We start from the raw sequence: 22151 nt of genomic DNA, 5'->3' as shown, positions 1-22151 counted from the left end.
GGATTGCAAGGCGCTTGCGGCGTTCAATGGAGTCCATGCCAAACACCCAACACCTTCATCTCCCCGCCGCATCGGCCACCATCGAGCGGGTAGAGACCTTTCTGGTGGATCTGCCGACGATCCGTCCGCATCAGTTGTCCATGGCGACGATGAACGGACAGACGCTGATGCTGGTGCGCCTGCACTGCTCGGATGGCACGGTCGGCGTGGGCGAAGGCACGACGATTGGCGGCCTCGCATACGGATCCGAGTCGCCCGAAGGCATGAAGCTGGCCATCGACACCTATTTCGCACCGCTCCTGATCGGCTCGGATGCCAGCCAGGTGCCCGCCATCATGGCCAAGCTGAACAAGGCCATCTACGACAATCGCTTCGCCAAGTGTGCCGTGGAGACCGCGCTGTTCGACGCGCTGGGCCACCGCACCGGTCTGCCGCTCTCCCAACTGCTGGGCGGCCGCGTGCGTGACAGCCTGCCGGTGGCGTGGACGCTGGCTTCGGGCGATACCGCCAAGGACATCGACGAGGCCGAGCGCATGCTGGCCCTGCGTCGCCACAATATCTTCAAGCTCAAGATCGGTCGCCGTGCCGTGGCCGCCGATGTGGCCCATGTTGCGGCCATCAAGAAGGCCATGGGCGACCGCGCTGCCGTGCGGGTCGACGTGAACAAGGCCTGGAGCGAGCTACAGGCGCAGCACGGTCTGGCGGGGCTGGTCGACGCGGGCTGCGAACTCGTCGAGCAACCGGTGGCATCGGCTGAAGCGTTGGCGCGACTGAAGGGCCGCTTCGCGATTGCCGTGATGGCCGATGAATTGCTGACCGGCCCAGCCTCGGCCTTTGCGCTGGCCCGGGTGGCGGGCGCCGATGTGTTCGCGGTGAAGACCGAGCAGTCCGGCGGCTTGCGTGCCGCTCAACAGGTGGCGGCGATTGCCGACGCCGCTGGCATCGAACTCTATGGCGGAACCATGCTGGAAGGCGCGGTCGGCACGATCGCATCGGCCCATGCGTTCGCCACCTTCGAGCATCTGCAGTGGGGCACCGAATTGTTTGGTCCCTTGCTGCTGACCGAGGAAATCCTGGAGCAGCCATTGCAGTACCGGGATTTCCAGCTCGAAGTACCCAAGACAGCTGGTCTCGGCATTGCGCTCGACGAAGACCGCGTTCAGTTCTTCCGCCGCGACCGAAAGCAGGGCGCATCCGTCGCGATGGCCTGACTATTTGTATCGATCTACCCACCCAGCCCCATCCACGATTTCAACCCACGATTCCAAGGAGACAAGCATGACAGTTCATATTTTCAATACTCCCGAAGTGCAGGACTTTCTGCGTCTGGCCAGCGGCCTCGACCAAAGCGGTGGCAACCCACGCACCAAGAAGATCGTCCACCGCATCCTGTCCGATCTGTTCAAGACCATTGACGATCTGGAAATCACCGCCGACGAGTACTGGGCTGGAGTGGCGTATCTGAACCGTCTGGGCGCGAGCAGCGAGGCGGGGCTGCTCTCGCCGGGTCTGGGATTCGACCGGTTTCTGGACATGCGCATGGACGCCGACGACGCGGCAGCGGGTGTCGAAAACGGCACGCCGCGCACCATCGAAGGCCCGCTGTATGTGGCCGGTGCTCCGGTGGCGCAGGGATATGTGCGTCTGGATGACGGCAGCGACAAGGAAGGCCAGACGCTGATCATGCACGGCACCGTGCGCGGCACGGACGGCAAGCCGCTGCCGGGCGCGCAGGTGGAAGTCTGGCATGCCAATACCAAGGGCTTTTACTCGCACTACGATCCCACGGGCGAGCAGAAGCCGTTCAACATGCGCCGCACCATCATTGCGGATGCCGAGGGCCGGTACAAGTTCCAGAGCATCGTGCCCAAGGGCTACGGCTGCCCACCCAACGGCCCCACGCAAGGTCTGCTCAATGAGCTGGGTCGCCATGGCAACCGCCCGGCGCACATCCACTTCTTCGTCACGGCTGACGGCCACCGCAAGCTGACTACGCAGATCAACATCGATGGCGATCCGCTGGTGTTCGACGACTTTGCCTACGCCACACGTGAAGGTCTGGTGCCGCCGCTGGTCGAGCACACCGATGCCGCAAGCATCAAGGCCGAGGGACTGAGCGGCCCGTTCGCTGAAATCGTCTTCGACATCTCGCTGAGCACGCTGGTCAACGGCGTCGACAACCAGATCGTCGAGCGTCCACGCCTGGCTGCCTGATGGCTTGACGGAGTGAGGGCCTGACCGGCCCGCACAGCCTCCCGTTCCCCGCCCCCCGATCAAAAGCCGCGACGGCCAACGTCGCGGCGGGGATGGTCGCACTCTAACGAAAGATCACCATGAGCACGATTGCCACCGCTGACAAGTACGATGAGGTCGAGAAGTTGCTGGACACGGCCTTGCAGGAAGACAAGGAGGCCGGCGTCTACCGCTGCCGCCGCGACATCTTCACCAACGCCGAACTGTTCGAGCTGGAGATGAAGCAGATCTTCGAATCGAACTGGGTCTATCTGGCCCACGAGAGCCAGATCCCCAACAACAACGACTACTACACCACGTCGATCGGCCGCCAGCCCATCGTCATCACCCGTGACAAAACGGGCGAGCTGCACGCGGTGATCAACGCCTGTGCCCACAAGGGCGCCATGCTGTGCCGCCGCAAGCACGGCAACAAGGGCAGCTTCACTTGCCCGTTCCACGGCTGGACCTTCAGCAACAGCGGCAAGCTGCTCAAGGTGAAGGATGAGAAGACTACGCAATATCCGGAAGCCTTCAACACCGACGGCTCGCATGACCTGACCAAGGTGGCGCGCTTCCAGAGCTATCGCGGCTTTCTGTTCGGCAGTCTCAATGCCGACGTGATGCCGCTCGAGGACTACCTTGGCGAGACCCGCGTGATCATTGACCAGATCGTCGATCAGGCGCCCAACGGCCTCGAGGTGCTGCGCGGTAATTCCAGCTACATCTACGACGGCAACTGGAAGATGCAGATGGAGAACGGCTGCGACGGCTACCACGTGAGCACCGTGCACTGGAACTACGGCGCCACCATGGGCCGCCGCAAAGAGGGAGGCACGAAGGCGACCGACGCGAACAACTGGAGCAAGGCCACGGCCGGTGTGTACGGTTACGAGAACGGTCACATTCTGCTGTGGACGCAGACGCTCAATCCTGAAGTGCGCCCGATCTGGAACCAGCGCGAGGAACTGGCGGCGCGCGTCGGCCAGGACCGCGCCGATGTGATCGTCGGTCAGACCCGCAACCTGTGCCTGTACCCCAACGTGTTTCTGATGGACCAGTTCGGCACGCAGATTCGCGTGGCCCGTCCGCTCAGCGTGGACAAGACCGAAATCAGCATCTTCTGCTTCGGCCCCAAGGGCGAGAGCGCCGAAGACCGCGCCATCCGCATTCGCCAGTACGAGGATTTCTTCAACGTCTCGGGTATGGGCACGGCGGACGACCTCGAAGAGTTCCGCGCCTGCCAGGCCGGCTACGGAGGCTCCGCCATCCGCTGGAACGACCTGAGCCGCGGTGCACCGCTGTGGATCGAAGGCCCCGATGAGAACGCCAAAAAGATGGGCATGAAGCCCTTGCTCAGCGGCGAGCGCAGCGAGGACGAAGGCCTGTTTGTCTGCCAGCACCACTACTGGACGCAGGAGATGCGCAAGGCCGTACAGCAAGAACGTCAAGGAGAGCAGTCATGAGCACAAACACCACTGCCACCACCACAGCGGACCTCGGTGCCATCTGCGCCTTCCTCTATCGCGAAGGCCGCTATCTGGACGACCGCGAATGGGAGCCTTGGCTGGAACTCTATGCGGCGGACGTCGACTACTGGATGCCCGCCTGGGACGACGACGACAAGCTCACCGAAGACCCGCAAAGTGAGATCTCGCTGATCTACTACCCCGACCGCAATGGCCTGGAAGACCGGATCTTCCGCATCAAGACGGAACGCTCAAGCGCCTCCATGCCCGAGCCGCGCACCAACCACATGATTACCAATGTGGAAGTGCTTGCCGAGCGGGGTGATGCAGTGGACGTGCGTTACAACTTCCACACACTGTGCCATCGCTACAAGCTCACCGACCATTTCTTCGGCACGGTGTTCGCCACCCTGCGCAAGGTGGAGAGTGGTTTTCTGATCGCCCGCAAGAAGATCGTTCTGAAGAACGACTACATCCGCCAGGTTCTCGACATCTACCACGTCTGACCCTCAGGAGACCACGATGACAAGCTATCGCATTGCCCTGAATTTCGAGGACGGGGTCACCCGTTTCGTTGAATGTGGCGCCACTGAAAAAGTACTGGATGCCGCGTTCCGCAATCGCATCAACCTGCCCATGGATTGCTCCGACGGCGTATGCGGCACCTGCAAGTGCCGTGCCGAAAGCGGTGCCTATGATCTGGGAGATGAATACATCGAAGACGCGCTGACCGAGGACGAGGCGGCTGAGGGGCTGGTACTGACTTGTCAGATGGTCCCCAAGTCCGACTGTGTGATCGCAGTGCCTGTGCCGTCCACGACCTGCAAGACCGGCACGGCCGAGTTCAGCGCCAACGTCTCGGAAGTAGCGCCGTTCAGCGACGCAGCCTACGAGCTGGTGTTGGACATTCCCGAGAACGCACCGGTCTTCCTGCCCGGTCAGTACGTGAACATCCACGTGCCGGGCAGCGGTCAGCACCGCTCCTACTCATTCAGTTCGGCGCCGGGCGCGCGCCGGATGACGTTTCTCATCAAGCATGTCGACAGCGGCCTGATGAGCACCTGGCTGAAGGAGGGTGCCGCCAGCGGCCAGACCCTGCAGATGACGGGACCGCTCGGCAGCTTCTATCTGCGCCCGGTGAACCGGCCGCTGTTGTTCCTCGCGGGCGGCACCGGACTCGCGCCGTTCCTCTCGATGCTCGAAGTGCTGGCGACCCAGAAGTCTGAGCAACCCGTACACATGATCTACGGCGTGACCCGCGACCAGGATCTGGTGCTGGTCGACCGGCTGCAGGAATACGCCCAGCGCGTGCCCGGTTTCACCTTCACTACCTGCGTGGCCGATGCGAACACGGCGCATGAGCGCCAAGGCTACGTCACCCAGCACATGCCCGCGCAGGCGCTGCACGGCGGCAATGTGGATGTCTACCTGTGCGGCCCGCCGCCCATGGTGGACGCGGTGCAGAAGCACTTCAAGTCCGAAGGCATCACCCCCGCGAGCTTCCACTACGAGAAGTTCACCCCCAACCAGACCACGGCGTGAGCGGAGACCATCATGAAGAATCGCTTTGAAGGCAAAGCCGTGGTCGTCACCGGCGCAGCACAGGGAATAGGGCGCGGCGTGGCGCTCGGCATCGCAGCCGAAGGTGGCCGGGTGCTGTTCGTGGACCGAGCCGATTTCGTCACCGACGTGGCGGCCGAGACCACCGGCGGCGGGTCGGCGGGCTTCGTCGCCGATCTTGAAACTTACGAAGGAGCGCGATCAGTGATGGCAATTGCCGCGCAGAAGTTCGGTGGCATCGATATCCTGATCAACGGCGTGGGCGGTGCCATCCGCATGCGCCCTTATGCCGAATTCGAGCCCGAGCAGATCGACGCCGAAATCCGTCGCTCGCTGATGCCCACGCTCTACGCTTGCCATGCCGTGCTGCCACACCTGCTCACGCGTGGGGGCGGAACCATCGTCAATGTATCGTCCAATGCCACGCGCGGCATACGCCGCGTGCCTTATTCGGCGGCCAAGGGTGGTGTGAATGCGATGACGGTGGCATTGGCCATGGAATATGGGCCACACAACATCCGTGTTGTGGCGAGCGCACCGGGTGGAACCGTGGCGCCGCCGCGGCGTGTTCCGCGCAACGCCGCTGGCGACAGCGGGCAGGAAAAGATCTGGATGAACGAGGCCGTGCAACAGGTCACCGAGTCCACCTTCTTCAAGCGCTACGGAACGATGGAAGAACAGGTGGCCCCCATCCTGTTCCTTGCATCCGACGACGCCAGCTACATCACCGGCGCGGTGCTGCCTGTCGCAGGCGGCGACAACGGCTGAAGGTTAGAGAACACCCCCTGAGTCGCTTCGCGCCTTCCCCCTGCCCGCATTGCTTCGCAATGCGGGCAGGGGGACGCAGCCCTCGCTGCGGTGGCGGCCCTTGCTCGGCTGCCCTCGCTTGGGCTGCGCCAGTTTTATGCACTGCGAGCAATGGACTCGCACTGGCCTTGAATAGAGGGTCAGCACGCCTCGCTGACTGAATGACAACGGAGTTTCCATGCAAGAACGAAAAGCCATCGTCCCTGTCGGGATGGAGTCGGTCTACGAAAAGATGGGCTATGCACCGGCCCTCAAGGTGGGCAACACCATCTACGTATCCGGCCAGATCGGACGCGATGCGTCGATGCAGCTGGTTGCCGACCGCGAAGGGCAGATCGTGCAGGCGTTCGAGAACCTGCGCCTGGTGCTTGAGACCGCAGGCGCGTCGCTTGCCGACATCGTCGATCTGACGAGCTTTCACACCGACCTGCGCGACCAAGCCCTGTTCATGCAGGTGCGCGACCGCTACCTCACCACGCATCCGAGGCCCGCATGGACGGCCATCGGCGCGCACATGCTCTGCGGCTCGCCGGGCTACATCGTCGAGATCAAGGCAGTCGCGGTGCTGCCGGATACGAGTAGCGGTACATGACATACACAACGGAGACACTGACATGAAAACGATAGAAGTCAATCAGATCATCGACAACGCCCGCTTCACCAAGTTCCACTGGATGGTGATGTGGCTCTGCGCACTGCTGCTGGTCTTCGATGGATATGACCTGTTCATCTACGGCGCGGTGCTGCCCGTGCTGATGAAGGAATGGGGCCTGACCCCCGTACAGGCCGGAGCGCTGGGCAGCTATGCGCTGTTCGGCATGATGTTCGGCGCGTTCATCTTTGGCCCGCTGGCCGACCGCATCGGCCGCAAAAAGGGCGTGGCGATCAGCTTTGTGCTGTTCAGCATTTCCACCTTTCTGAGCGGCTTTGCGACCACGCCCACCGAGTTCGGCATCTTCCGCTTCATCGCGGGGCTGGGCTGCGGCGGACTGATGCCCAACGCCGTCGCGCTGATGAACGAATATGCGCCCAAGCGCCTGCGCAGCACGCTCGTGGCCATCATGTTCAGCGGCTACTCGCTGGGCGGGGTGCTGTGCGCGGGGCTGGGTATCTACATGCTGCCGCGCTATGGCTGGCAGTCGATGTTTTTCGCTGCCGCCGTGCCGCTGGTGCTCCTGCCCCTCATTCTGTGGAAGCTGCCGGAGTCCATCGGTTTTCTGTTGCGTCAGGGGCAACATGCCAAGGCGCGTGAGATGCTCGCACAGGTGGCGCCGGACGTGCGTCTCGATGCCAACGCCCAACTCGTGCAGGCCGAAGCCAAAGGCGCTGGCGTTCCCGTGCTGGATCTGTTCAGGCAGGAACGCTTCATGGGCACCTTCATGATCTGGCTGTCGTTTTTCTGCTGCCTGCTGATGGTTTACGCGCTGGGCTCGTGGCTGCCGAAACTCATGGCCAATGCGGGCTACAGCCTGGGTTCAAGCCTGTCGTTCCTGCTGGCGCTGAACTTCGGTGGCGTGGTCGGCGCGATTGCAGGCGGATGGCTGGGTGACCGATTCAGCCTGCCCAAAGTGGTGGTCGCGTTCTTCGCCGTTGGCACCGTGGCCATCGCGTTGCTGGGCTTCAACAGCCCCATGCCCATCCTCTACCTGCTGATCGCGATAGCGGGTGCCACGACCATCGGCACGCAGATCCTGCTGTACGCCAACACGGCGCAGTTCTATCCGCAAGCCATCCGCTCCACCGGACTGGGCTGGGCCTCGGGCATCGGCCGCACCGGTGCCATCGTTGGCCCACTGCTCGGCGGCTGGCTCATGGCCGCGGCTCTGCCGCTACAACTGAACTTTCTGGTATTCGCCGTCCCCGGACTGGTCGCGGCGCTGGCCATGGGTTTCTTCATTCTGTGGTATCGCAGGCCTCGTGCTGAAGCGGGTGCGGTGGCACCGATTCCGTCGCCTGCTGCGTCCGGGGTCGCGCGATGAACGCTGCAACCCAATGGTCGATCCCGACGTTGATCGACAACGAACGCCTCGGCGCATTTCAGTGGAGAGTGTTGGCGCTGTGCTTCGTCATCGCGCTGTTCGACGGCTTTGACACGCAGGCCATTGCCTTCACCGGACCGGCCATTCTTGCGGCATTCAATTTGCCAGCGGGATCGCTGGCGCCGATTCTCACGGCGGGCATCGTCGGCATGACCATCGGTGCCATGACGCTTGGCATGGTGGGCGACCGCATCGGCCGTCGCCCGACCATCATGCTGAGTCTAGCGATCTTTGGAATCGCGACGCTGGCTACCGCGTGGTCCACTGACACCAACCATATTCTGGTGCTGCGCTTCATCGCCGGGGTGGGTATGGGTGGTTGCACTCCCGTGCTGCTCGCTCTGGCTGCCGAGTACGGACCGGCCCGCTATCGAGGCGCCATCATGACTGGCGTGTTGCTCGGGCTGCCCGCCGGAGCGATGCTTGGTGGACTGCTGGCCGCTCGCATGTTGCCGGTGATTGGATGGGAAGGCATTTTCATCGTCGGCGGTGTGGCGCCGCTCGCGATGCTGGTGCTCCTTGCGCTGATGCTTCCTGAATCGCTGTATTTCCGAGCAACGCGCGGTGATGACCACGGCCAACGCTACATCGCTAATGTGCTGGCGAAGATCGTCAGCCGCCCGCTGCCTGCGGGTGTGCGCTTCACAGTGCCGGAGGCTTCGGTGGCGCGGGCCAGCGTGCGTGCGCTGTTCAGTGATGGCAACGCGGGCAAGACGCTGGCGATCTGGGCCATCTATCTGCTCAACTGGGTGGCTTGGTTCATGCTGCTGTCGTGGCTTCCCACGGTACTCAAGGCGGCAGGGCTGCCAGCGGCGGACGCACCGCTCGGCACGGTAATCGTCAATGCAGTCTTCATCATCTGCGCGATTCCGCTGTCTTTCTTCCTGCCGCGTGTCGATACGCGCCGTCTGCTGGTCGCCATGTTCGCCGTGGGCATTCTGGTGGCGTTGGGGCTGGGATTTGCGGGGCAGAACTGGGCACTGGTGTTCGTTCTGATCGGAGTGGCGGGCTTTGGTGTCGGTGGCCAGCAGATCGCGCTGAACTACCTGATCGTGGGTGCTTACCCGACAGCGCTGCGCGCCACGGCGACGGGCTGGGCCATCGGCATGGGACGCGCGGGGGCCATCCTGGGGTCTGCCATCGGCGGGAGTATTCTTGCCTCGGGCGGTCCGCAGGGCTTCTTTCTGGCGCTGGCCGTGCCGCTCATCGGTGCGGGCATTGCAGTGCTGAGCTTGAAGCTCAGCCGTGATCAAGCGGCGGGGGCAGAACTGTCGGCATCGCATTGAGCGAAGTCGATCCACCAGGGGCTTCACGAGGAGAAAGCATGGCGATCAAGGATGTCCCCATCACTGCCTGGGTAGCGGGCTTTCTGGCGGTGCTGATTTCATACGCCGGCCCGCTCGTCATCTTCATCCAGGCTGCGCAGGTCGGCCATGTCTCGAACGCGGAACTGACCTCGTGGATCTGGGCGATCTCGATGGGGGCCGGTGTAAGCGGGCTGCTGCTGAGCTGGTGGCTCAGGCAACCCATCATCACCGCTTGGTCCGCACCGGGCACGGCTTTGCTGCTGAGTCTGCTGCCCAACATCACCATGCCCGAGGTGGTGGGCGCCTACCTGACGGCTGCAGTCATCGTCATTGCGATCGGCGTCTCCGGTCTGTTCGAGAAGATCGTGAATTTCATTCCCAAGGGCATTGCGGCGGGGATGATGGCGGGCATCCTGTTCCAGTTCGGCATGCAGGCATTTCGGGTGAGCGTCGATGCGCCGATTCTGGTGTTTGCGATGCTCGCGGCCTACATGGCGGGCAAGCGATTGTGGCCGCGCTACACCATTGTCGTCGTGGCGCTGACCGGCTTTGCCGTGGCCTTTGCCATGGGCACGACGCATCTGCAGGCGCTTGGCCTGTCGATGGCCCATCCGGTATTTGTCGCGCCGCAATTCAACTTCGGCGTGTTCTTCAGCTTCACCGTGCCGCTGGTGCTCGTGAGCCTCACCGGGCAATACCTGCCGGGCATGGCCGTTCTGCAACTCGCGGGCTATCGCGTGCCATCCAGAGCCGTGGTGGCAGGCACCGGCCTCGCGTCGCTTCTGACGGCGTGCTTTGGCGGCATCACCATCGTGCTGGCGGCGATCACGGCGGCGCTGTGCACGGGCAAGGATGCCCACTCCGATCCCGGAAAGCGCTACGTGGCGGGCATTGCCAACGGAGTGTTCTATCTGATCGGTGGCACGTTCGCGGGGACCATCGTGCAGGTGTTCACGGCCGTTCCTGCGGCCCTGATTGCCGCGCTGGCCGGGTTGGCGCTGATAGGGGCCATTGTGTCCAACATCCGTATCGTCGCGGACGAGGCCGCTTATGTCGAGCCAGCGGTCATTACGTTTTTGGCGACGGCTTCGGGCATGACGCTGTTCGGATTGGGCGCGGCCTTCTGGGGCGTGGTGTTTGGCATGGCGTCGTATTGGATTTTCGGTCGCCCCGCGAAAGTGAAATGAAGGAGTGTGTGATGGAGATGGCAGTGAATGATGTCGAACGGACGGCGAACGATGTACTTGCGGTGCTGCCCGCGCGTGCCCATGACATGGCACGTCTGCACATTCTGGCGCGGCATGAAGCCAAACCGACCGTCACGGTGATCGGTAAATACAACCACGGCAAAAGCCGCCTGCTCAATGAGCTGATGGGCAGCGACATTTTCGCTGTGGCAGACCGGCGAGAGACGGTGGCCTTGGCTGAGCATGTACAGCAGGAAGCGCGTTGGCTCGATGCTCCGGGATTGGATGCCGATGTGGCGCAAGCGGATGACGACCATTCGCACCGGGCTACCTGGCTTGAGACCGACATCCGCCTGTTCGTTCATGCCGCCAAGGAGGGCGAACTGGATGCTGTTGAGCGCGACTTGCTTCAAGTGCTGCGCGCGGATCAGAAGCGCACTTTGCGTCAGACCTTGTTCGTGCTGACGCAGGTGGATCAACTGTCCGACGACGCGCATGTGGACAAGGTGGTGGCAGCCATCCGCGTGCAGTCGACGGACCTTGCGCTGCATTTGGTATCTGCTAGCCGCCATCGACAGGGCGTGGAGCAGGGAAAGCAACTGCTGATTCAGAAAAGCGGCATTCCTGCATTGCAGGAAGCGCTGCGCAAGGCGATGGCGGGAGTGCCCTGGGCGCGTGTGCACGAATCCAACCTGCTGTTCGGTGAAATCCAGGACGAACTGCTGAGCCTGCAGGTGACCGAGGAATTACGCAATGAGGCACTGTGCGCACTTCAAGAGCGCCAGCGGCTGGAGTTTGATGACGGATTGCTGGCCGTGCTCGACAAGGTGCAGGACGACCTGCAGCCGGTGCTCGACGTCAGCGGCCCCGATCAGGCGCTGGTGCCCGACTCCTTTGAGAACATGTTCAAACTCACGGCAGGCAAGCGCGAGCGGGCCCACATACAGATTGCGTACTCGCGCGCCTGCATTGCCATCAACGCGCATCTGGTGCGGCACGGGGTCGTGGGACTGCCGCAGGCGCAGCAAACCTCGGTGCGCAGTCTCGACACGGTGATGGTCGCCGTCATGGGCGTGTCGGTCAAATATCGCGACGACCTGCGCCGCATCTTCTGTGATCCGGAGGGGCGAGCAAGGCTGGCGCAGGACTTCGGGCGCTATTTTGAATGGTCGGAAGACCGCGTGTCTCTGGCCCGACAGTTGGCCGATGGTGCCGCCCGTCTCGCTGACATCGACAAAGCCTTGGCGGCGTTGCACCGTCTGGAGCGCTCATGAACGCCTGGGAGCAGCGCTTCATCGCCGCGTCCAGCGCCTTCGGTGTCGAGGCTCGAGATCTTCAGCCCGTCCTCGAGGGGATGGCGAGCTGGCTCGCGGACTTGGTGCAGGTGCTTGGGAGCAATGATCTGGACCATGCCGGATTGCGGCCAGACAGCACGTTGGCACGGCAAGTGCAGGCCCTCAATCGCGAGATGAAATCCGGCGAGGCCCGATGGGCCGTGCAGTGGGCAGAGCTTCAGCCAGCGCAATCGCTGGCCAGCGCATTCGACGACAAGGTCATGCTGCTGGTCTTCGGCAAGTTCAACGCGGGCAAGAGTTCGCTGTGCAACTTCCTCGCCGAACGCTTTCGTCGGCAGGGCCACAGCGCGCGGTTCTTTCGTCTGGATGCAGGTCAGATCGTGGATGCAGTGCAGTGTTTTCACGAAGGTGCGACGGAGACCACCGCCCATCTGCAGGGCGTTTGTCTGGGTGAGAGATTGGTGCTGCTGGATACACCCGGCCTGCATTCCGTCACCGAGGACAATGGTGATCTGACGCGGCGTTTTCTCGACAGTGCCGATGCCGTACTGTGGCTGACCAGCTCCACGTCGCCCGGCCAGGTGCAGGAGCTTGATGAGCTGGGCCGCGAACTGCGTCGCGGAAAGCCTTTGCTGCCCATCGTCACCCGCAGCGACTGTATCGAGGAAGATGAAATCGACGGGAAAATCGTCAAGTGCCTTCGCAACAAGACCCAAGCCAATCGCGCATTGCAGGAAGTGGATGTTCGGGAGCGTGCGCTGGACAAGCTCAGAACCATGAACGTGGATACCGCCTGGTTGAAAGCGTCGCTTTCCCTCTCTGTCCACATGGCGAGCACGCAAGGGCAAACGGCCGACGCCATGGCCGACGCCGGTTTTGAACGCCTGTATGCCGCGCTGTTGGACATCGCTGAGCCCGCTTCGGCCTACAAACAGCGTAAGCCCGCCGAGGTAATGATGCATCACCTGCAGGAGCATGTGCTGGGTGATCTGCAATCCAATCTGGTGCCCGCACTGGAGGACTTGAGGCAAGTGCTGCATGCGGAGCGCGATGCACTGGAGTCGCGAGAAGCACGCATTGTTCAACGGGTATGGCGCGAAGTCATTCCCGAACTGCAGCGAGTGTTGGAGCAACACGCGCCTCATCGCGATGTGCAGGCTGCATGTGCTGACGTCGAGCGGTTGTCGAACATAGCGTTCGAGCGGCAGGCAAGTGAACTTCTTTGTGGCTATGTAGTGGCCCCCGCTGTTGGCCCGGTATTTGAAGTTCCCGCTGGGGCAGGCTACGAAGTGTTGTCGACCCACTCAGTGGATGCCGGGATGCATGATTTGGTCGTCGGTTATGTCAACTTGCATGCTGCGCTGGCCCATGCGGTTCATGAACGGCTTGTTGTACTTTCCGCCAATGCGGTGAATGCGTGTGGAGATGCGTTGCACCGATTGGACAGGGGGGTTGAGCGCATGCTGGGCAGCATCAGCACGTATGCATGTCAGTTGTCGGACATGACTCGGAGACTGCGTGGTGGTGACGACGTCCGGCTTTCGGGCTGAATCCGCGACTCCACCCGTGAGCCGAATGCTGATGTGATCGCTGGGATCTACTTGCCTGTCCAGTTCCTCAGTCGCAGCCCGTTCGCCACCACCAGCAACGAAACCCCCATGTCCGCCACCACGGCCATCCACATGGTTGCGTTCCCTGTGAGGGCGAGGATGAAGAACACTACTTTGATGCCGAGTGCGAGGCTGATGTTCTGCCACAGGATGCTGTGCGCCGATTGCGAGAGGCGCACGGTATCGGGGATGCGGCGCAGGTCGTCGTTCATGAGGACGACGGCTGCAGTTTCCATGGCCATGCCGGTGGAGTGGGCTCCGCCCATGGCGAAGCCGACATCGGCCTTGGCGAGGGCGGGGGCGTCGTTGATGCCGTCGCCAGTCATGGCGGTGGGGCCTTTGGTTTTCTGGAAGTCGGCGAGCAGTTCGAGCTTGTCGTGCGGCAGCAGGCCGCCACGCGCGTCGGCGATACCGGCCTCGGCGGCCACGGCCTTGACGGTGGAGGGGTTGTCGCCGCTCAGCACGATAGGCTCGACGCCCAAGGACTTGAGTTGTTCGACCGCTTCGCGCGAGGTGCTGCGCAGCGGGTCGGCCACAGCGAAAAAGGCAAGTACCGAGCGCTCATCCGCCAGCAGCGTGACGGTGCGGCCTTGCTTTTCCTGCTCGTCGAGTTGCTTGTCCAGCGCGTCGTCGGCCACGCCCATTTCGCGCATTACGCGCAGGTTGCCCAGCACATAGCGCTGCCCGAAGATGCTGCCTTCCACGCCACGACCGGGCAGAGCCTTGAGATCTTGCACGTTGTTGTCGATTTGTGCGGGCAACTTCTGCGCGAGCCCCGTCGCGATGGCACGCGAGACGGGATGGTCCGAGCGGCTGGCCAACTGCCAGGCAATGTGAGCTGCGTCCTCACCGTTGCCAGCGCGAATTGCCTGCCATTGCACGAGGGCGGGGCTGCCGGTGGTCAGTGTGCCGGTCTTGTCGAGGGCGATGACTTTGAGCTTGCGGGCCTCTTCGAGCGCGCTGCCGCCCTTGATCAGGATGCCGCGCTTGGCGGCGGCGGTGAGCGCGCTCACGACAGTGACGGGTGTGGAGATCACCAGCGCACAAGGGCAGGCGATCACCAACAGGGCGAGGGCCTGGTAGATCGAGTCGTGCCAGGACCAGTTGGCGACCAGCGGCGCCAGCACAGCCAGCAGCAAGGCCAGCACGAAGACGATGGGAGTGTAGACCTGGGCGAAGCGGTCAACAAAGCGCTGCGTGGGCGCCCGCGAGGCCTGGGCCTCTTCGACGGCGTGCACGATGCGCGCGAGGAGGGTGTTGCCAGGTGGGGCGGTTACCTGCATCTGCAGCTCGCCATTCTGATTGACGCTGCCCGCATAGAGCGTATCCCCCACGGCCTTGTCGGCCAGTTGGCTTTCGCCGGTGATCGGGGCCTGATTGACGGCGCTTTCTCCCTGCGTGACGGTGCCGTCGAGCGGAACCAGCGCGCCGGGGGCGACGCGCACCGTCGCGCCCATGGGCACATCGCTCACGGCGGTCTTCTGAATGCGGCCGTCGGCTTGCATTACGTCGGCGGTCTCGGGCGCGAGATTGAGCAGGCTGCGGATGGCGTTGCGCGCCTTGTCCATGGCTTGGTCTTCGATGCGCTCGGCTGCTGCGTAGAGTGCCATCACCATAGCCGCCTCGGGCCATTGGCCGATGAGGAAAGCGCCGGTCACCGCCACGGCCATGAGCGCATGGATGCCGAGCTTGAGCTTCAAAAGACTCTGGATGCCCGCCTTGTAGACGCCGAGGCCCGATAGCAGAATGGCGATGACGGCAAGCGCCATGCCCACGTACTGCAGCTCATACCAGTGCGCGACCTCTGCGCCCAGCGCGACCGCCAGTGCCGCGTAGATGCGCGGCCAGCCAGGCAGCACGCCGTGGTCGTGGCCCGCGTGGTCGTCGTCGCCTTCGGCCTGGGCAGACGTGTCGCCGCCGCAGCAGGCCCCGCAGCCCATAGCGGGCGGAGCCGTCTTCTTCTTTGTGGCGGCAGCGTGGGATGCATGATCGTGCTGATGGCCATGGTCGTGACCCTTGTGATCATGACCATGGCTTGCAGGGGATTCTGGAAGTGGGGTGCTTTGGCTCATGTCATGATTGGAAACCTTGAAGTCACTTGAAGGTCAAGCGATGTCCATTCAAAGCCCCCAATACCGTATCGGAGATGCCGCACGCCTGTCCGGCATTTCGGCAGCCAGCATTCGTTATTACGAGAAGGAAGGGCTGTTGCCAGCCCAGTCACGGGCGGACAACCAGTACCGGCTGTACAACGACGACGAAATTCATCGTTTGCGTTTCGTGCGGCTGTGCCGCGCGATGGACATGTCGCTGGGTGAGGTGCGCTCGCTACTGGCGCTCGATGGAGCCGAAGAGCACGATGCGCATGCCGCCTGCGTGACTCTTGACGAACATCTGGAGCATGTGCGCACCCGGCTAGGCGAGCTGCAGACGCTGGAGCAGGAGCTGCTCTCGCTGCGCGGGCGTTGTGACGGCGCGGGCGGGCACTGCCACGTGATCGAGGCGCTGCACGAGCGCGCCGACGCGGATCCGGTGCCAGCACCACAACCGCAGCCTGCACGCAAGCGCCATGTCTGACGCCCGCGCAGCGGCTGTCCCGCTATGATCAAAGCATGAGTGCAGCACAGGGCGTTGTTGAACTGCCGGACCGCATCTGGGCCATGGTGCGTGGCTGGGCCGTGTCCTGGTGGCGCATCGTTTACTTGGGCGCCGTGGTGCTGGTGCTGATGCTTTCGCCGTCGAGCTACAACCGCGCCACGCGTTGGCGTCTGGCCCGGCACATGTATCTGGAGACGGCCCCCATCCTCATCGGCCACACGCTGCTGGCGGCGCTGCTGAGTCTGGTGATCACGCGCATCGTGGTGGTCACGGCGCAGAGCTACGGCCTGTCGCGTTATGCGCTCGAGATGGTGATCCGCGTGCTGGTGCTGGAGCTGATTCCGCTGACTGCCGCATTGTTCGTGGCGATGCGCGCCACCATTCCCAACGGCACCAAGCTCGCGTTGATGCAGCAGTCTGGTCATTTCGATGCACTGCGTGCGCACGGGGCCGACCCGATTCGCGTGGAGCTGTTGCCACGCGTGATTGCAGGCATTTACGCCAGCGTGACGCTGGCGGCGCTGTCGTGCGTGGTCGCGCTGCTCATGGCCTATGTGGGGGTGTATGGACTCAGCACGGCAGGTCTGCCGCTCTACACGCGCATGTTCGGTCATGTGTTCACGCCTCAGATCACCTTCATCTTCGCGTTCAAGACCGTGTTCTTCAGCCTCGCGATTGCACTGATCCCGATGGCTGAGGGGCTATACGCGGATGCACGCACCGACCGCAACGGCATGCCGCGCCAGCTCGATTCCGAACTCGGAGGGCTCGCGCGTATGTTTGCCGTGCTGCTGCTCATCGAGGCCGCCTCGCTGGTGGGCAACTACTACTGACCCGGACGATGAAAATCAGGGCCTTATAAATATGACAGAACCCGAAAAAGAACGAGAGCCGGTGCATGGCCCGCTGCCGCCGATGGAAAGCGACGAGCTGCTGCGCCCCGTCGCGAACCTCGAGCGCAAGGCGGTGGCGATGCTGTTGTTCACCATGCTGCTGGTCGTCGGTGCGGCGATCTATCTGATGTATGCGCGCGGCGTGTTCGAGCCCACGCAACGGCTTGTTCTCACGGCGGACGATTCGCAGGGCGTGTCGGTCGGCATGGATATGACCTTTCAGGGCTTTCCGATTGGCCGCGTGCGCAAGATCGAGCTGGCAGACAACGCGGAAGTCCACATCCTCATCGACGTGCCGCGCAAGGACGCGCACTGGCTGCGCTCGACCAGCGTGTTCACGCTGGTGAGCGGCATCGTCGGCGGCACGACCATCAAGGCCTACAGCGGCATCTTGACCGATCCGCAGCTCGAGGACGGCGCCATGCGCCCGGTGCTGCGCGGCGACGCGACGGCCGAGATCCCCCAGCTCATGGCGCAGGCGCGCGAACTGTTGGAGAACCTCAACGCCATGACCAGCCAGGGCTCGGCGCTGGGTGGCGTGGTCGAGAACGTGCGTTCGCTCACCGAAAGCCTGAATGGGCCGGGTGGGGCGCTCAAGGTGCTGACCGGCAACGAGGCCGATTCGAAGAAGGTGGCGATCACGCTGGACCGCATCAACCAGCTGCTCGCGCGCATGGATGGCGTGGTGGCCAAGGCGGACAAGCAGGTCTTCGGCGCGGGCAAGGATGCCGGGCTGGTGCAGGACGTGCGTGGTGCGGTGCTGCAGCTCAATGGCCTGCTGACCGACACCCGCCAGAGCCTTACCAAGATCGACGCGGTGCTGGTCGAGGCCCAGGGCATTGCCGCCAACGCGAACGAGGCGACGACGGATCTCGGTGCGCTGCGTAGCGAGGTCGATGCCAATCTGCGCAAGGTGGAGAGCCTGCTGAACGATATCAACCGCAAATGGCCGTTTGCGAAGGACTCGGAGCTGAAACTGCCATGAGCATCGCACATCCTTTTTCTCATCGATCGCGCTGGCTGCTGGCAGCGGTTGTGTTGGCGCTGGCCGCCTGCGCCGACAAGCCGCCCGTGCCAGACTGGAAGATCAACTCCTACGGCTCGGTGCAGCGCGCTACGGATGCCCAACTGTCCGGCAAGATGCGCGTGGCCGATCAGGAATGGCGCACCGCGCGCAGCGAGGTCTCACGCACCGGGAGCCTCGAGCAATTGGCGCGCGTGGAGCTGAGTCGCTGTGCCGCGCAGGTTGCGGGTGCGCAGTTGGAAGTTTGCAGCGGCTTTGAGCGCCTGCGCGCCGATGCCCAGCCTGCCGAATTGGCCTATGCGGAATATCTGGCTGGGCGATCCCTTTCGGCCATGCAGGTCGCACTGCTGCCGGAGGCTCAGCGCAAGGCGGCCGCCGACGTGAACGCAATTGGTTCGATGGCAGATCCGCTGTCGCAACTGGTGGCTGCGGGCGTGGCGCTCAAGGCTGGACGTGCAACGCCGGACACGCTGGTCACGGCGAGCGATACGGCATCCGCTCAGGGCTGGAGCCACGCGCTGCTCGGCTGGCTGAACCTGCGAGCCGAGCGGGCCAGGGCGATTGGCGATACCGAACTGGTGTCGGTATTGGAGCGCCGCATGGCACTGGTGCAGCAGCAGGGGCAGCCTGAGCCATCCAGAAATGGAAATGAAATCAGAAATGAAAAGGCCTCCGAGAAGAGGCCTTGAGTGGGAGCGTGATCAAACAAAGCCGGGCGGCGTGAAATACGCCCGGCCCCCGTTAGTGCTTCAGTTGAACAGTTCTGCGCTCAGCAGTTTGTCCAGCTGCGTATTTGCTGTTGTCAGCGAATCGACGGACTGCACAGCCTCATCGGGAATCAACGTCATGGCAGTGGCCGCTACAGCCAAAGCTACCGTCACCGTGAAGGCTGCCAGCGCGCGCGATCCTTGGCGGACGTTGCGGTTCATGACAGGGTCCTCGGAAAAAAGAAATCAATGGAATACAGTCAATCAACGTTTTACCTAGCAATTTCGTTGACTAACTGACTCTATTGGAACACCCGACTTGGGAGAAATCGTGTCGGACGAGGACTTGTAACTGAGGACGGAGATGCAATTTACGGTTGATTACTGTTGTGTGGGGTGCAGCCGACAAAACCACCTATGAAGTCAGTTGTCTGGCCAGTCCGGATGCCGTCAGGGCACTGTTCGTCGGCCATTCATCGGCCATCAGTCCGTGTTGCCAACAGGCCGATAGCGTCGCGGCAAATGCCTGTGTGTGCAATCTTGCATCGTTGCTGATCGATGCGAGGCGTGCGCCCAGCAGTCCCGCCAGCACATCGCCGGTTCCGCCGGTTGCAAGGCGTGCATTGCCGGTGGGGTTGATGCAGGGCGTTGTGCGCGGGGCGGCGATGATGCTGCCCGAGCCTTTGAGGATCACGATGCAGGCGAAGCGGTCGGCCAGTTGCTGCGCGGCTGCAAGGCGGTCGGCCTGAACAGCGGCAGTATCGGTGCCCAGCAGGCGCGCGGCTTCAAGCGGGTGGGGCGTCATCGCTGTCATGTGCGATGGGTTGCTCGCACGCGCCAGCAGCAGGGCCTGCAGTGCCGGATCAATGGTGATGGCGTTGAGCGCATCGGCATCGAGCACCAGTCGCAGAGATCTGCGCAGTACCTCGGGCAGCACGGGGCGCACCGCCTCGCCGCCACCACAGCCGCAGACGACGGTGATCCTTTCAAGCTCCAGCATGCCGAAGCGGCGCAGCATGATTTCCGGTTGATCGGCGGGCGGCTGCAGCAGATCGGCAGCGAGCGGCGCGAGCATCACGCGACCTGCTCCGGCGTGCAGTGCAGCCGTCGCGGCAAGCAGGGCTGCGCCCGTCATGCCCATGCCGCGCTCCCGCAAACCCTCTCCGCCGACGACGGCGACATCGCCCCAACTGCCCTTGTGGCTGGCATGGAGGCGGTGCGAACTGGGTGGAGCGCCTGCGAGCAGGGCGGATGGAGGGAGATCGCCGTGGTTCAGATCCAGATCGTCGAGCCAGACTGTACCCGCTTCGTCACGGCCAGCGCCGGTGAAGAGGCCGGGTTTCAACGTCAGCAGGCTCAGGGTGTGGCGAGCGCTTGGTATGCTTGCCGTGTCGCTCGCGGGCTGCTCGAAACCTGGTGCCAGTTGGCCCGAATCTGCAATCAGGCCACTCGGCAGATCAATGCACAGCACGGTGGCGCGGGTGGTGCGGATGGCCGACAGTAGACGCAGTAATTCGGGTGACGGCTGGCGTGCGGTGTTGCCCGCCGACAGGCCAATGCCGAGCAGCGCGTCGATGCACAGATCCTCTTCACCGAGATCGCTTGGGGGTTCATCCAGAAAACGCACGCCGCTGTCGATGGCTCTCTGCCATGACTTTCGGGTGTCGTCGGATGCGGATTCAGGCGAGCCCAGCCAGCTCACGCTGACGTTGCGTCGCTGGTTGCGCAGCAGCGCGGCGGCTTCCAGGCCATCGCCACCGTTGTTGCCCGCCCCGCAGGCCACCCAGATCCGCTGCGCGTGCGGAGCGATGGCTGCTGCGAGCCGGGCTGCGGCGGCACCGGCGCGCTGCATCAGCACATGTGGTCCGGTGGCGGCGATGCCCACGGCCTCGAGCGTCCGTGTGGCGGTTGTGTTGTGGAGCGGGTGATCCTGATCGAAATGAACGCGCAGCAGCATCCCCGCATTGTGCGGGACGGATGCCGTTGCGGCGACTAGAAACGGTTGACGCCGAACATGTCGAGCTCGATCGCGGGTGCGGCCTGTGCAATGCGGTCGGCCAGTGCCCGCGCGCTGCCGCAGGCGAGCGCCCAGCCGCTGGCACCGTGACCGGCATTTAGCCAGACGCCCGGAATGCCGCTTGCGCCCAGCGCGGGTGCACCATCGGGCAGGGTGGGGCGTGCGCCGCGCAGGATCTGCACCTGCGACGACGACAGTTGCGCACCACCTGGAAACCAGCCCGAGAGCGCGAGATAGAGTTTCTGCAACGTGTCGGAGTGATGCTCTCCCCCGCCGTAGCCCAGTTCGGCTCCGCCGGAGACGCGCACGCGCATGCCTTGCCTGGAAATGGTGATGCGGTGCAGTGGGTCAATCACGGTACCTTGCGGCGCATGGGTGTCTTCGCGCAACGGTGCGCTGATGGTGTATCCGTACACCGGCGCCATCGGCAGGTTCACGCCCTGACCGCGCAGCAGTGCGGCGCTGGCTAGACCCGCGCAGAGCACGACGGCATCCGCGCGACGAGGCGCGGGCTCGCCGGTGATCTGCACGCCTGTGGGATGGGTGGTGATGGACTTCACCTGTGCGTTGAAGCGGAATTTGACGCCATACTCCTGTGCCGCGTAGCGCAGCACCTGCGCGAACAGGCGGCAGTTGGCGGCCTCGCCCTTGCTCGCGTACAGCGCGCCGGTCAGTGGTGTGTCGGTGGCGAGTCCGGGCTCGATCAGGCGCGCTGCATCAGCGTCTATTTCGCTGAGGGCGTGGCCAGCCTCATTCATCACTTCGATTGCGGGGTGGATCTTCTTGACGTCGTTCTTGTGGCGCAGCAGCACAAGTGTGCCCTGGCTCGGTTCAATGTCGACCTGAAACAGCTTGACGAGCTTGAGCGTGCGCTCGAGGCTGAACTGCCCCAGTCGCTCCAGCGCCTGCAGGGTTGCGAGCGCAGAGGGCGTGCGACCTGCCTTGCGCCACTGCCTGAGCCATCGGTACTCGCTGAGTCCAGCTCCACGCGCCATGCGAAAGGCTGGCTGTCGTCCCCAGAGCAGATTGCTGGCGTGGATGCCGACCGCGGGACTGGCCCACGGAATCAGCAAAGAGGGCGCGAGCAGCCCGGAGCTTGCAAAGCTGGCTTCTTCGGCGGCGGCGCTGCGCTGTTCGTACACCGTGACCTGGTGTCCGTCGCATGCCAGTTCATAAGCGGTGGCGACTCCCACGATGCCAGCGCCCACAATGGCTATTTCCATGAAATCTCAATTATTTCGTACAGTGATGCCACCCAAGCGGGTCGTGCGGTGTCGATGCAAGCAGGGTGAAGTGCGCCTGATTCCAGTCGCGCCATTGTGGCAAAGCCTTGCATTGTGCGCTGGCTGAAGAGGCTCACGCGTCAGTCAGGCGCGCAAATTTTTGGCAGCAGGCAAACAACAGTG

Annotated in this window: 20 protein-coding genes; 16 read left to right on the top strand and 4 right to left on the bottom strand. The window is 63.3% G+C overall.

All coding sequences use genetic code 11. The annotated features are described in order from the left end of the window. Window positions 1-35 precede the first annotated feature (35 nt). The 12 genes from G7047_RS12840 (at window position 36) to G7047_RS12785 (ending at window position 13446) form a co-directional block, all read left to right on the top strand. Window positions 36-1211, top strand: coding sequence for a muconate/chloromuconate family cycloisomerase (locus G7047_RS12840; RefSeq protein ID WP_166305873.1), 1176 nt, complete (start codon window positions 36-38; stop codon window positions 1209-1211). Between the two features lie 67 nt (window positions 1212-1278). Then, window positions 1279-2214: a catechol 1,2-dioxygenase gene (catA, locus tag G7047_RS12835; protein WP_166305870.1), complete on the top strand. Its 936-nt coding sequence runs from the start codon at window positions 1279-1281 to the stop codon at window positions 2212-2214. A 119-nt stretch (window positions 2215-2333) separates the two neighbouring features. Next, on the top strand, window positions 2334-3698 hold the full coding sequence (locus G7047_RS12830) for a Rieske 2Fe-2S domain-containing protein (RefSeq protein ID WP_166305867.1): 1365 nt from the start codon (window positions 2334-2336) through the stop codon (window positions 3696-3698). After that, the gene (gene benB, locus G7047_RS12825) at window positions 3695-4207 is read left to right on the top strand and encodes a benzoate 1,2-dioxygenase small subunit (protein WP_166305864.1); all 513 of its coding nucleotides are present in this window, start codon (window positions 3695-3697) and stop codon (window positions 4205-4207) included. The genes G7047_RS12830 and benB overlap by 4 nt, the downstream gene beginning before the upstream one ends. Window positions 4208-4223: 16 nt before the next feature. After that, a complete protein-coding gene (benC, locus tag G7047_RS12820) occupies window positions 4224-5243 on the top strand; it encodes a benzoate 1,2-dioxygenase electron transfer component BenC (protein WP_166305861.1) in 1020 nt (339 codons plus the stop codon). A 12-nt stretch (window positions 5244-5255) separates the two neighbouring features. After that, window positions 5256-6029: a benzoate diol dehydrogenase BenD gene (gene benD / locus G7047_RS12815; RefSeq protein WP_205904782.1), complete on the top strand. Its 774-nt coding sequence runs from the start codon at window positions 5256-5258 to the stop codon at window positions 6027-6029. Between the two features lie 217 nt (window positions 6030-6246). Next, window positions 6247-6660: a RidA family protein gene (locus tag G7047_RS12810; protein ID WP_166305858.1), complete on the top strand. Its 414-nt coding sequence runs from the start codon at window positions 6247-6249 to the stop codon at window positions 6658-6660. A 22-nt stretch (window positions 6661-6682) separates the two neighbouring features. Next, a complete protein-coding gene (locus tag G7047_RS12805) occupies window positions 6683-8047 on the top strand; it encodes an MFS transporter (RefSeq protein ID WP_166305855.1) in 1365 nt (454 codons plus the stop codon). After that, complete coding sequence (locus G7047_RS12800) at window positions 8044-9393, top strand: MFS transporter (protein ID WP_166305852.1); 1350 nt, start codon at window positions 8044-8046, stop codon at window positions 9391-9393. Before G7047_RS12805 ends, G7047_RS12800 begins: the two co-directional genes overlap by 4 nt. A gap of 38 nt (window positions 9394-9431) precedes the next feature. Continuing rightward, complete coding sequence (locus G7047_RS12795) at window positions 9432-10601, top strand: benzoate/H(+) symporter BenE family transporter (RefSeq protein WP_166305849.1); 1170 nt, start codon at window positions 9432-9434, stop codon at window positions 10599-10601. Window positions 10602-10612: 11 nt separating this feature from the next. Then, on the top strand, window positions 10613-11875 hold the full coding sequence (locus G7047_RS12790) for a GTPase (RefSeq protein ID WP_166305846.1): 1263 nt from the start codon (window positions 10613-10615) through the stop codon (window positions 11873-11875). After that, complete coding sequence (locus tag G7047_RS12785; protein ID WP_166305843.1) at window positions 11872-13446, top strand: dynamin family protein; 1575 nt, start codon at window positions 11872-11874, stop codon at window positions 13444-13446. The genes G7047_RS12790 and G7047_RS12785 overlap by 4 nt, the downstream gene beginning before the upstream one ends. A 47-nt stretch (window positions 13447-13493) precedes the next feature. Here the strand turns inward: G7047_RS12785 and G7047_RS12780 are convergent, their stop codons facing one another. Further along, complete coding sequence (locus tag G7047_RS12780) at window positions 13494-15578, bottom strand: cation-translocating P-type ATPase (RefSeq protein WP_166305840.1); 2085 nt, start codon at window positions 15576-15578, stop codon at window positions 13494-13496. A 40-nt stretch (window positions 15579-15618) separates the two neighbouring features. Here G7047_RS12780 and G7047_RS12775 point away from each other — a divergent pair, with 40 nt between their 5' ends. Genes G7047_RS12775 through G7047_RS12760 form a run of 4 tightly spaced genes read left to right on the top strand, consistent with a single transcriptional unit; the run spans window position 15619 to window position 18710 of the window. Further along, on the top strand, window positions 15619-16083 hold the full coding sequence (locus tag G7047_RS12775) for a MerR family transcriptional regulator (RefSeq protein WP_166305837.1): 465 nt from the start codon (window positions 15619-15621) through the stop codon (window positions 16081-16083). A gap of 35 nt (window positions 16084-16118) precedes the next feature. Next, window positions 16119-16937: an ABC transporter permease gene (locus G7047_RS12770; RefSeq protein WP_166305834.1), complete on the top strand. Its 819-nt coding sequence runs from the start codon at window positions 16119-16121 to the stop codon at window positions 16935-16937. Between the two features lie 31 nt (window positions 16938-16968). After that, window positions 16969-17982 carry an MlaD family protein gene (locus tag G7047_RS12765; protein ID WP_166305831.1) on the top strand — a complete coding sequence of 338 codons (1014 nt, stop codon included), beginning with the start codon at window positions 16969-16971 and terminating at the stop codon, window positions 17980-17982. Beyond that, entirely contained in the window at window positions 17979-18710 is a 732-nt protein-coding gene (locus tag G7047_RS12760; RefSeq protein ID WP_240939476.1) for a hypothetical protein, read from the top strand. Before G7047_RS12765 ends, G7047_RS12760 begins: the two co-directional genes overlap by 4 nt. Window positions 18711-18770: 60 nt before the next feature. Here the strand turns inward: G7047_RS12760 and G7047_RS12755 are convergent, their stop codons facing one another. From G7047_RS12755 to G7047_RS12745, 3 genes are all read right to left on the bottom strand, one after another. Next, window positions 18771-18950, bottom strand: a complete 180-nt coding sequence (locus G7047_RS12755; protein ID WP_166305828.1) for a hypothetical protein — start codon at window positions 18948-18950, stop codon at window positions 18771-18773. A gap of 193 nt (window positions 18951-19143) precedes the next feature. After that, a complete protein-coding gene (locus tag G7047_RS12750; RefSeq protein WP_166305825.1) occupies window positions 19144-20685 on the bottom strand; it encodes an NAD(P)H-hydrate dehydratase in 1542 nt (513 codons plus the stop codon). Window positions 20686-20720: 35 nt separating this feature from the next. Further along, window positions 20721-21968 (bottom strand): FAD-dependent oxidoreductase, encoded by a 1248-nt coding sequence (locus tag G7047_RS12745; protein ID WP_166305822.1) that lies wholly within the window; start codon window positions 21966-21968, stop codon window positions 20721-20723. Window positions 21969-22151 lie beyond the last annotated feature (183 nt).

It is taken from the genome of Diaphorobacter sp. HDW4A, assembly GCF_011305995.1.
GTDB lineage: Bacteria > Pseudomonadota > Gammaproteobacteria > Burkholderiales > Burkholderiaceae_C > Diaphorobacter_A.
This window is presented reverse-complemented; position numbering and strand designations above follow the sequence as displayed.

Bases quoted from the DNA above. Each gene is read 5' to 3' on its own strand.
- catA (WP_166305870.1), top strand. From the start codon at position 1,279: ATGACAGTTCATATTTTCAATACTCCCGAAGTGCAGGACTTTCTGCGT.
- G7047_RS12840 (WP_166305873.1), top strand. From the start codon at position 36: ATGCCAAACACCCAACACCTTCATCTCCCCGCCGCATCGGCCACCATC.
- benD (WP_205904782.1), top strand. From the start codon at position 5,256: ATGAAGAATCGCTTTGAAGGCAAAGCCGTGGTCGTCACCGGCGCAGCA.
- G7047_RS12790 (WP_166305846.1), top strand. From the start codon at position 10,613: ATGGAGATGGCAGTGAATGATGTCGAACGGACGGCGAACGATGTACTT.
- benB (WP_166305864.1), top strand. From the start codon at position 3,695: ATGAGCACAAACACCACTGCCACCACCACAGCGGACCTCGGTGCCATC.
- benC (WP_166305861.1), top strand. From the start codon at position 4,224: ATGACAAGCTATCGCATTGCCCTGAATTTCGAGGACGGGGTCACCCGT.
- G7047_RS12770 (WP_166305834.1), top strand. From the start codon at position 16,119: ATGAGTGCAGCACAGGGCGTTGTTGAACTGCCGGACCGCATCTGGGCC.
- G7047_RS12785 (WP_166305843.1), top strand. From the start codon at position 11,872: ATGAACGCCTGGGAGCAGCGCTTCATCGCCGCGTCCAGCGCCTTCGGT.
- G7047_RS12755 (WP_166305828.1), bottom strand. From the start codon at position 18,950: ATGAACCGCAACGTCCGCCAAGGATCGCGCGCGCTGGCAGCCTTCACG.
- G7047_RS12805 (WP_166305855.1), top strand. From the start codon at position 6,683: ATGAAAACGATAGAAGTCAATCAGATCATCGACAACGCCCGCTTCACC.
- G7047_RS12830 (WP_166305867.1), top strand. From the start codon at position 2,334: ATGAGCACGATTGCCACCGCTGACAAGTACGATGAGGTCGAGAAGTTG.
- G7047_RS12795 (WP_166305849.1), top strand. From the start codon at position 9,432: ATGGCGATCAAGGATGTCCCCATCACTGCCTGGGTAGCGGGCTTTCTG.
- G7047_RS12760 (WP_240939476.1), top strand. From the start codon at position 17,979: ATGAGCATCGCACATCCTTTTTCTCATCGATCGCGCTGGCTGCTGGCA.
- G7047_RS12810 (WP_166305858.1), top strand. From the start codon at position 6,247: ATGCAAGAACGAAAAGCCATCGTCCCTGTCGGGATGGAGTCGGTCTAC.
- G7047_RS12765 (WP_166305831.1), top strand. From the start codon at position 16,969: ATGACAGAACCCGAAAAAGAACGAGAGCCGGTGCATGGCCCGCTGCCG.
- G7047_RS12800 (WP_166305852.1), top strand. From the start codon at position 8,044: ATGAACGCTGCAACCCAATGGTCGATCCCGACGTTGATCGACAACGAA.
- G7047_RS12775 (WP_166305837.1), top strand. From the start codon at position 15,619: ATGTCCATTCAAAGCCCCCAATACCGTATCGGAGATGCCGCACGCCTG.
- G7047_RS12780 (WP_166305840.1), bottom strand. From the start codon at position 15,578: ATGAGCCAAAGCACCCCACTTCCAGAATCCCCTGCAAGCCATGGTCAT.
- G7047_RS12745 (WP_166305822.1), bottom strand. From the start codon at position 21,968: ATGGAAATAGCCATTGTGGGCGCTGGCATCGTGGGAGTCGCCACCGCT.
- G7047_RS12750 (WP_166305825.1), bottom strand. From the start codon at position 20,685: ATGCTGCTGCGCGTTCATTTCGATCAGGATCACCCGCTCCACAACACA.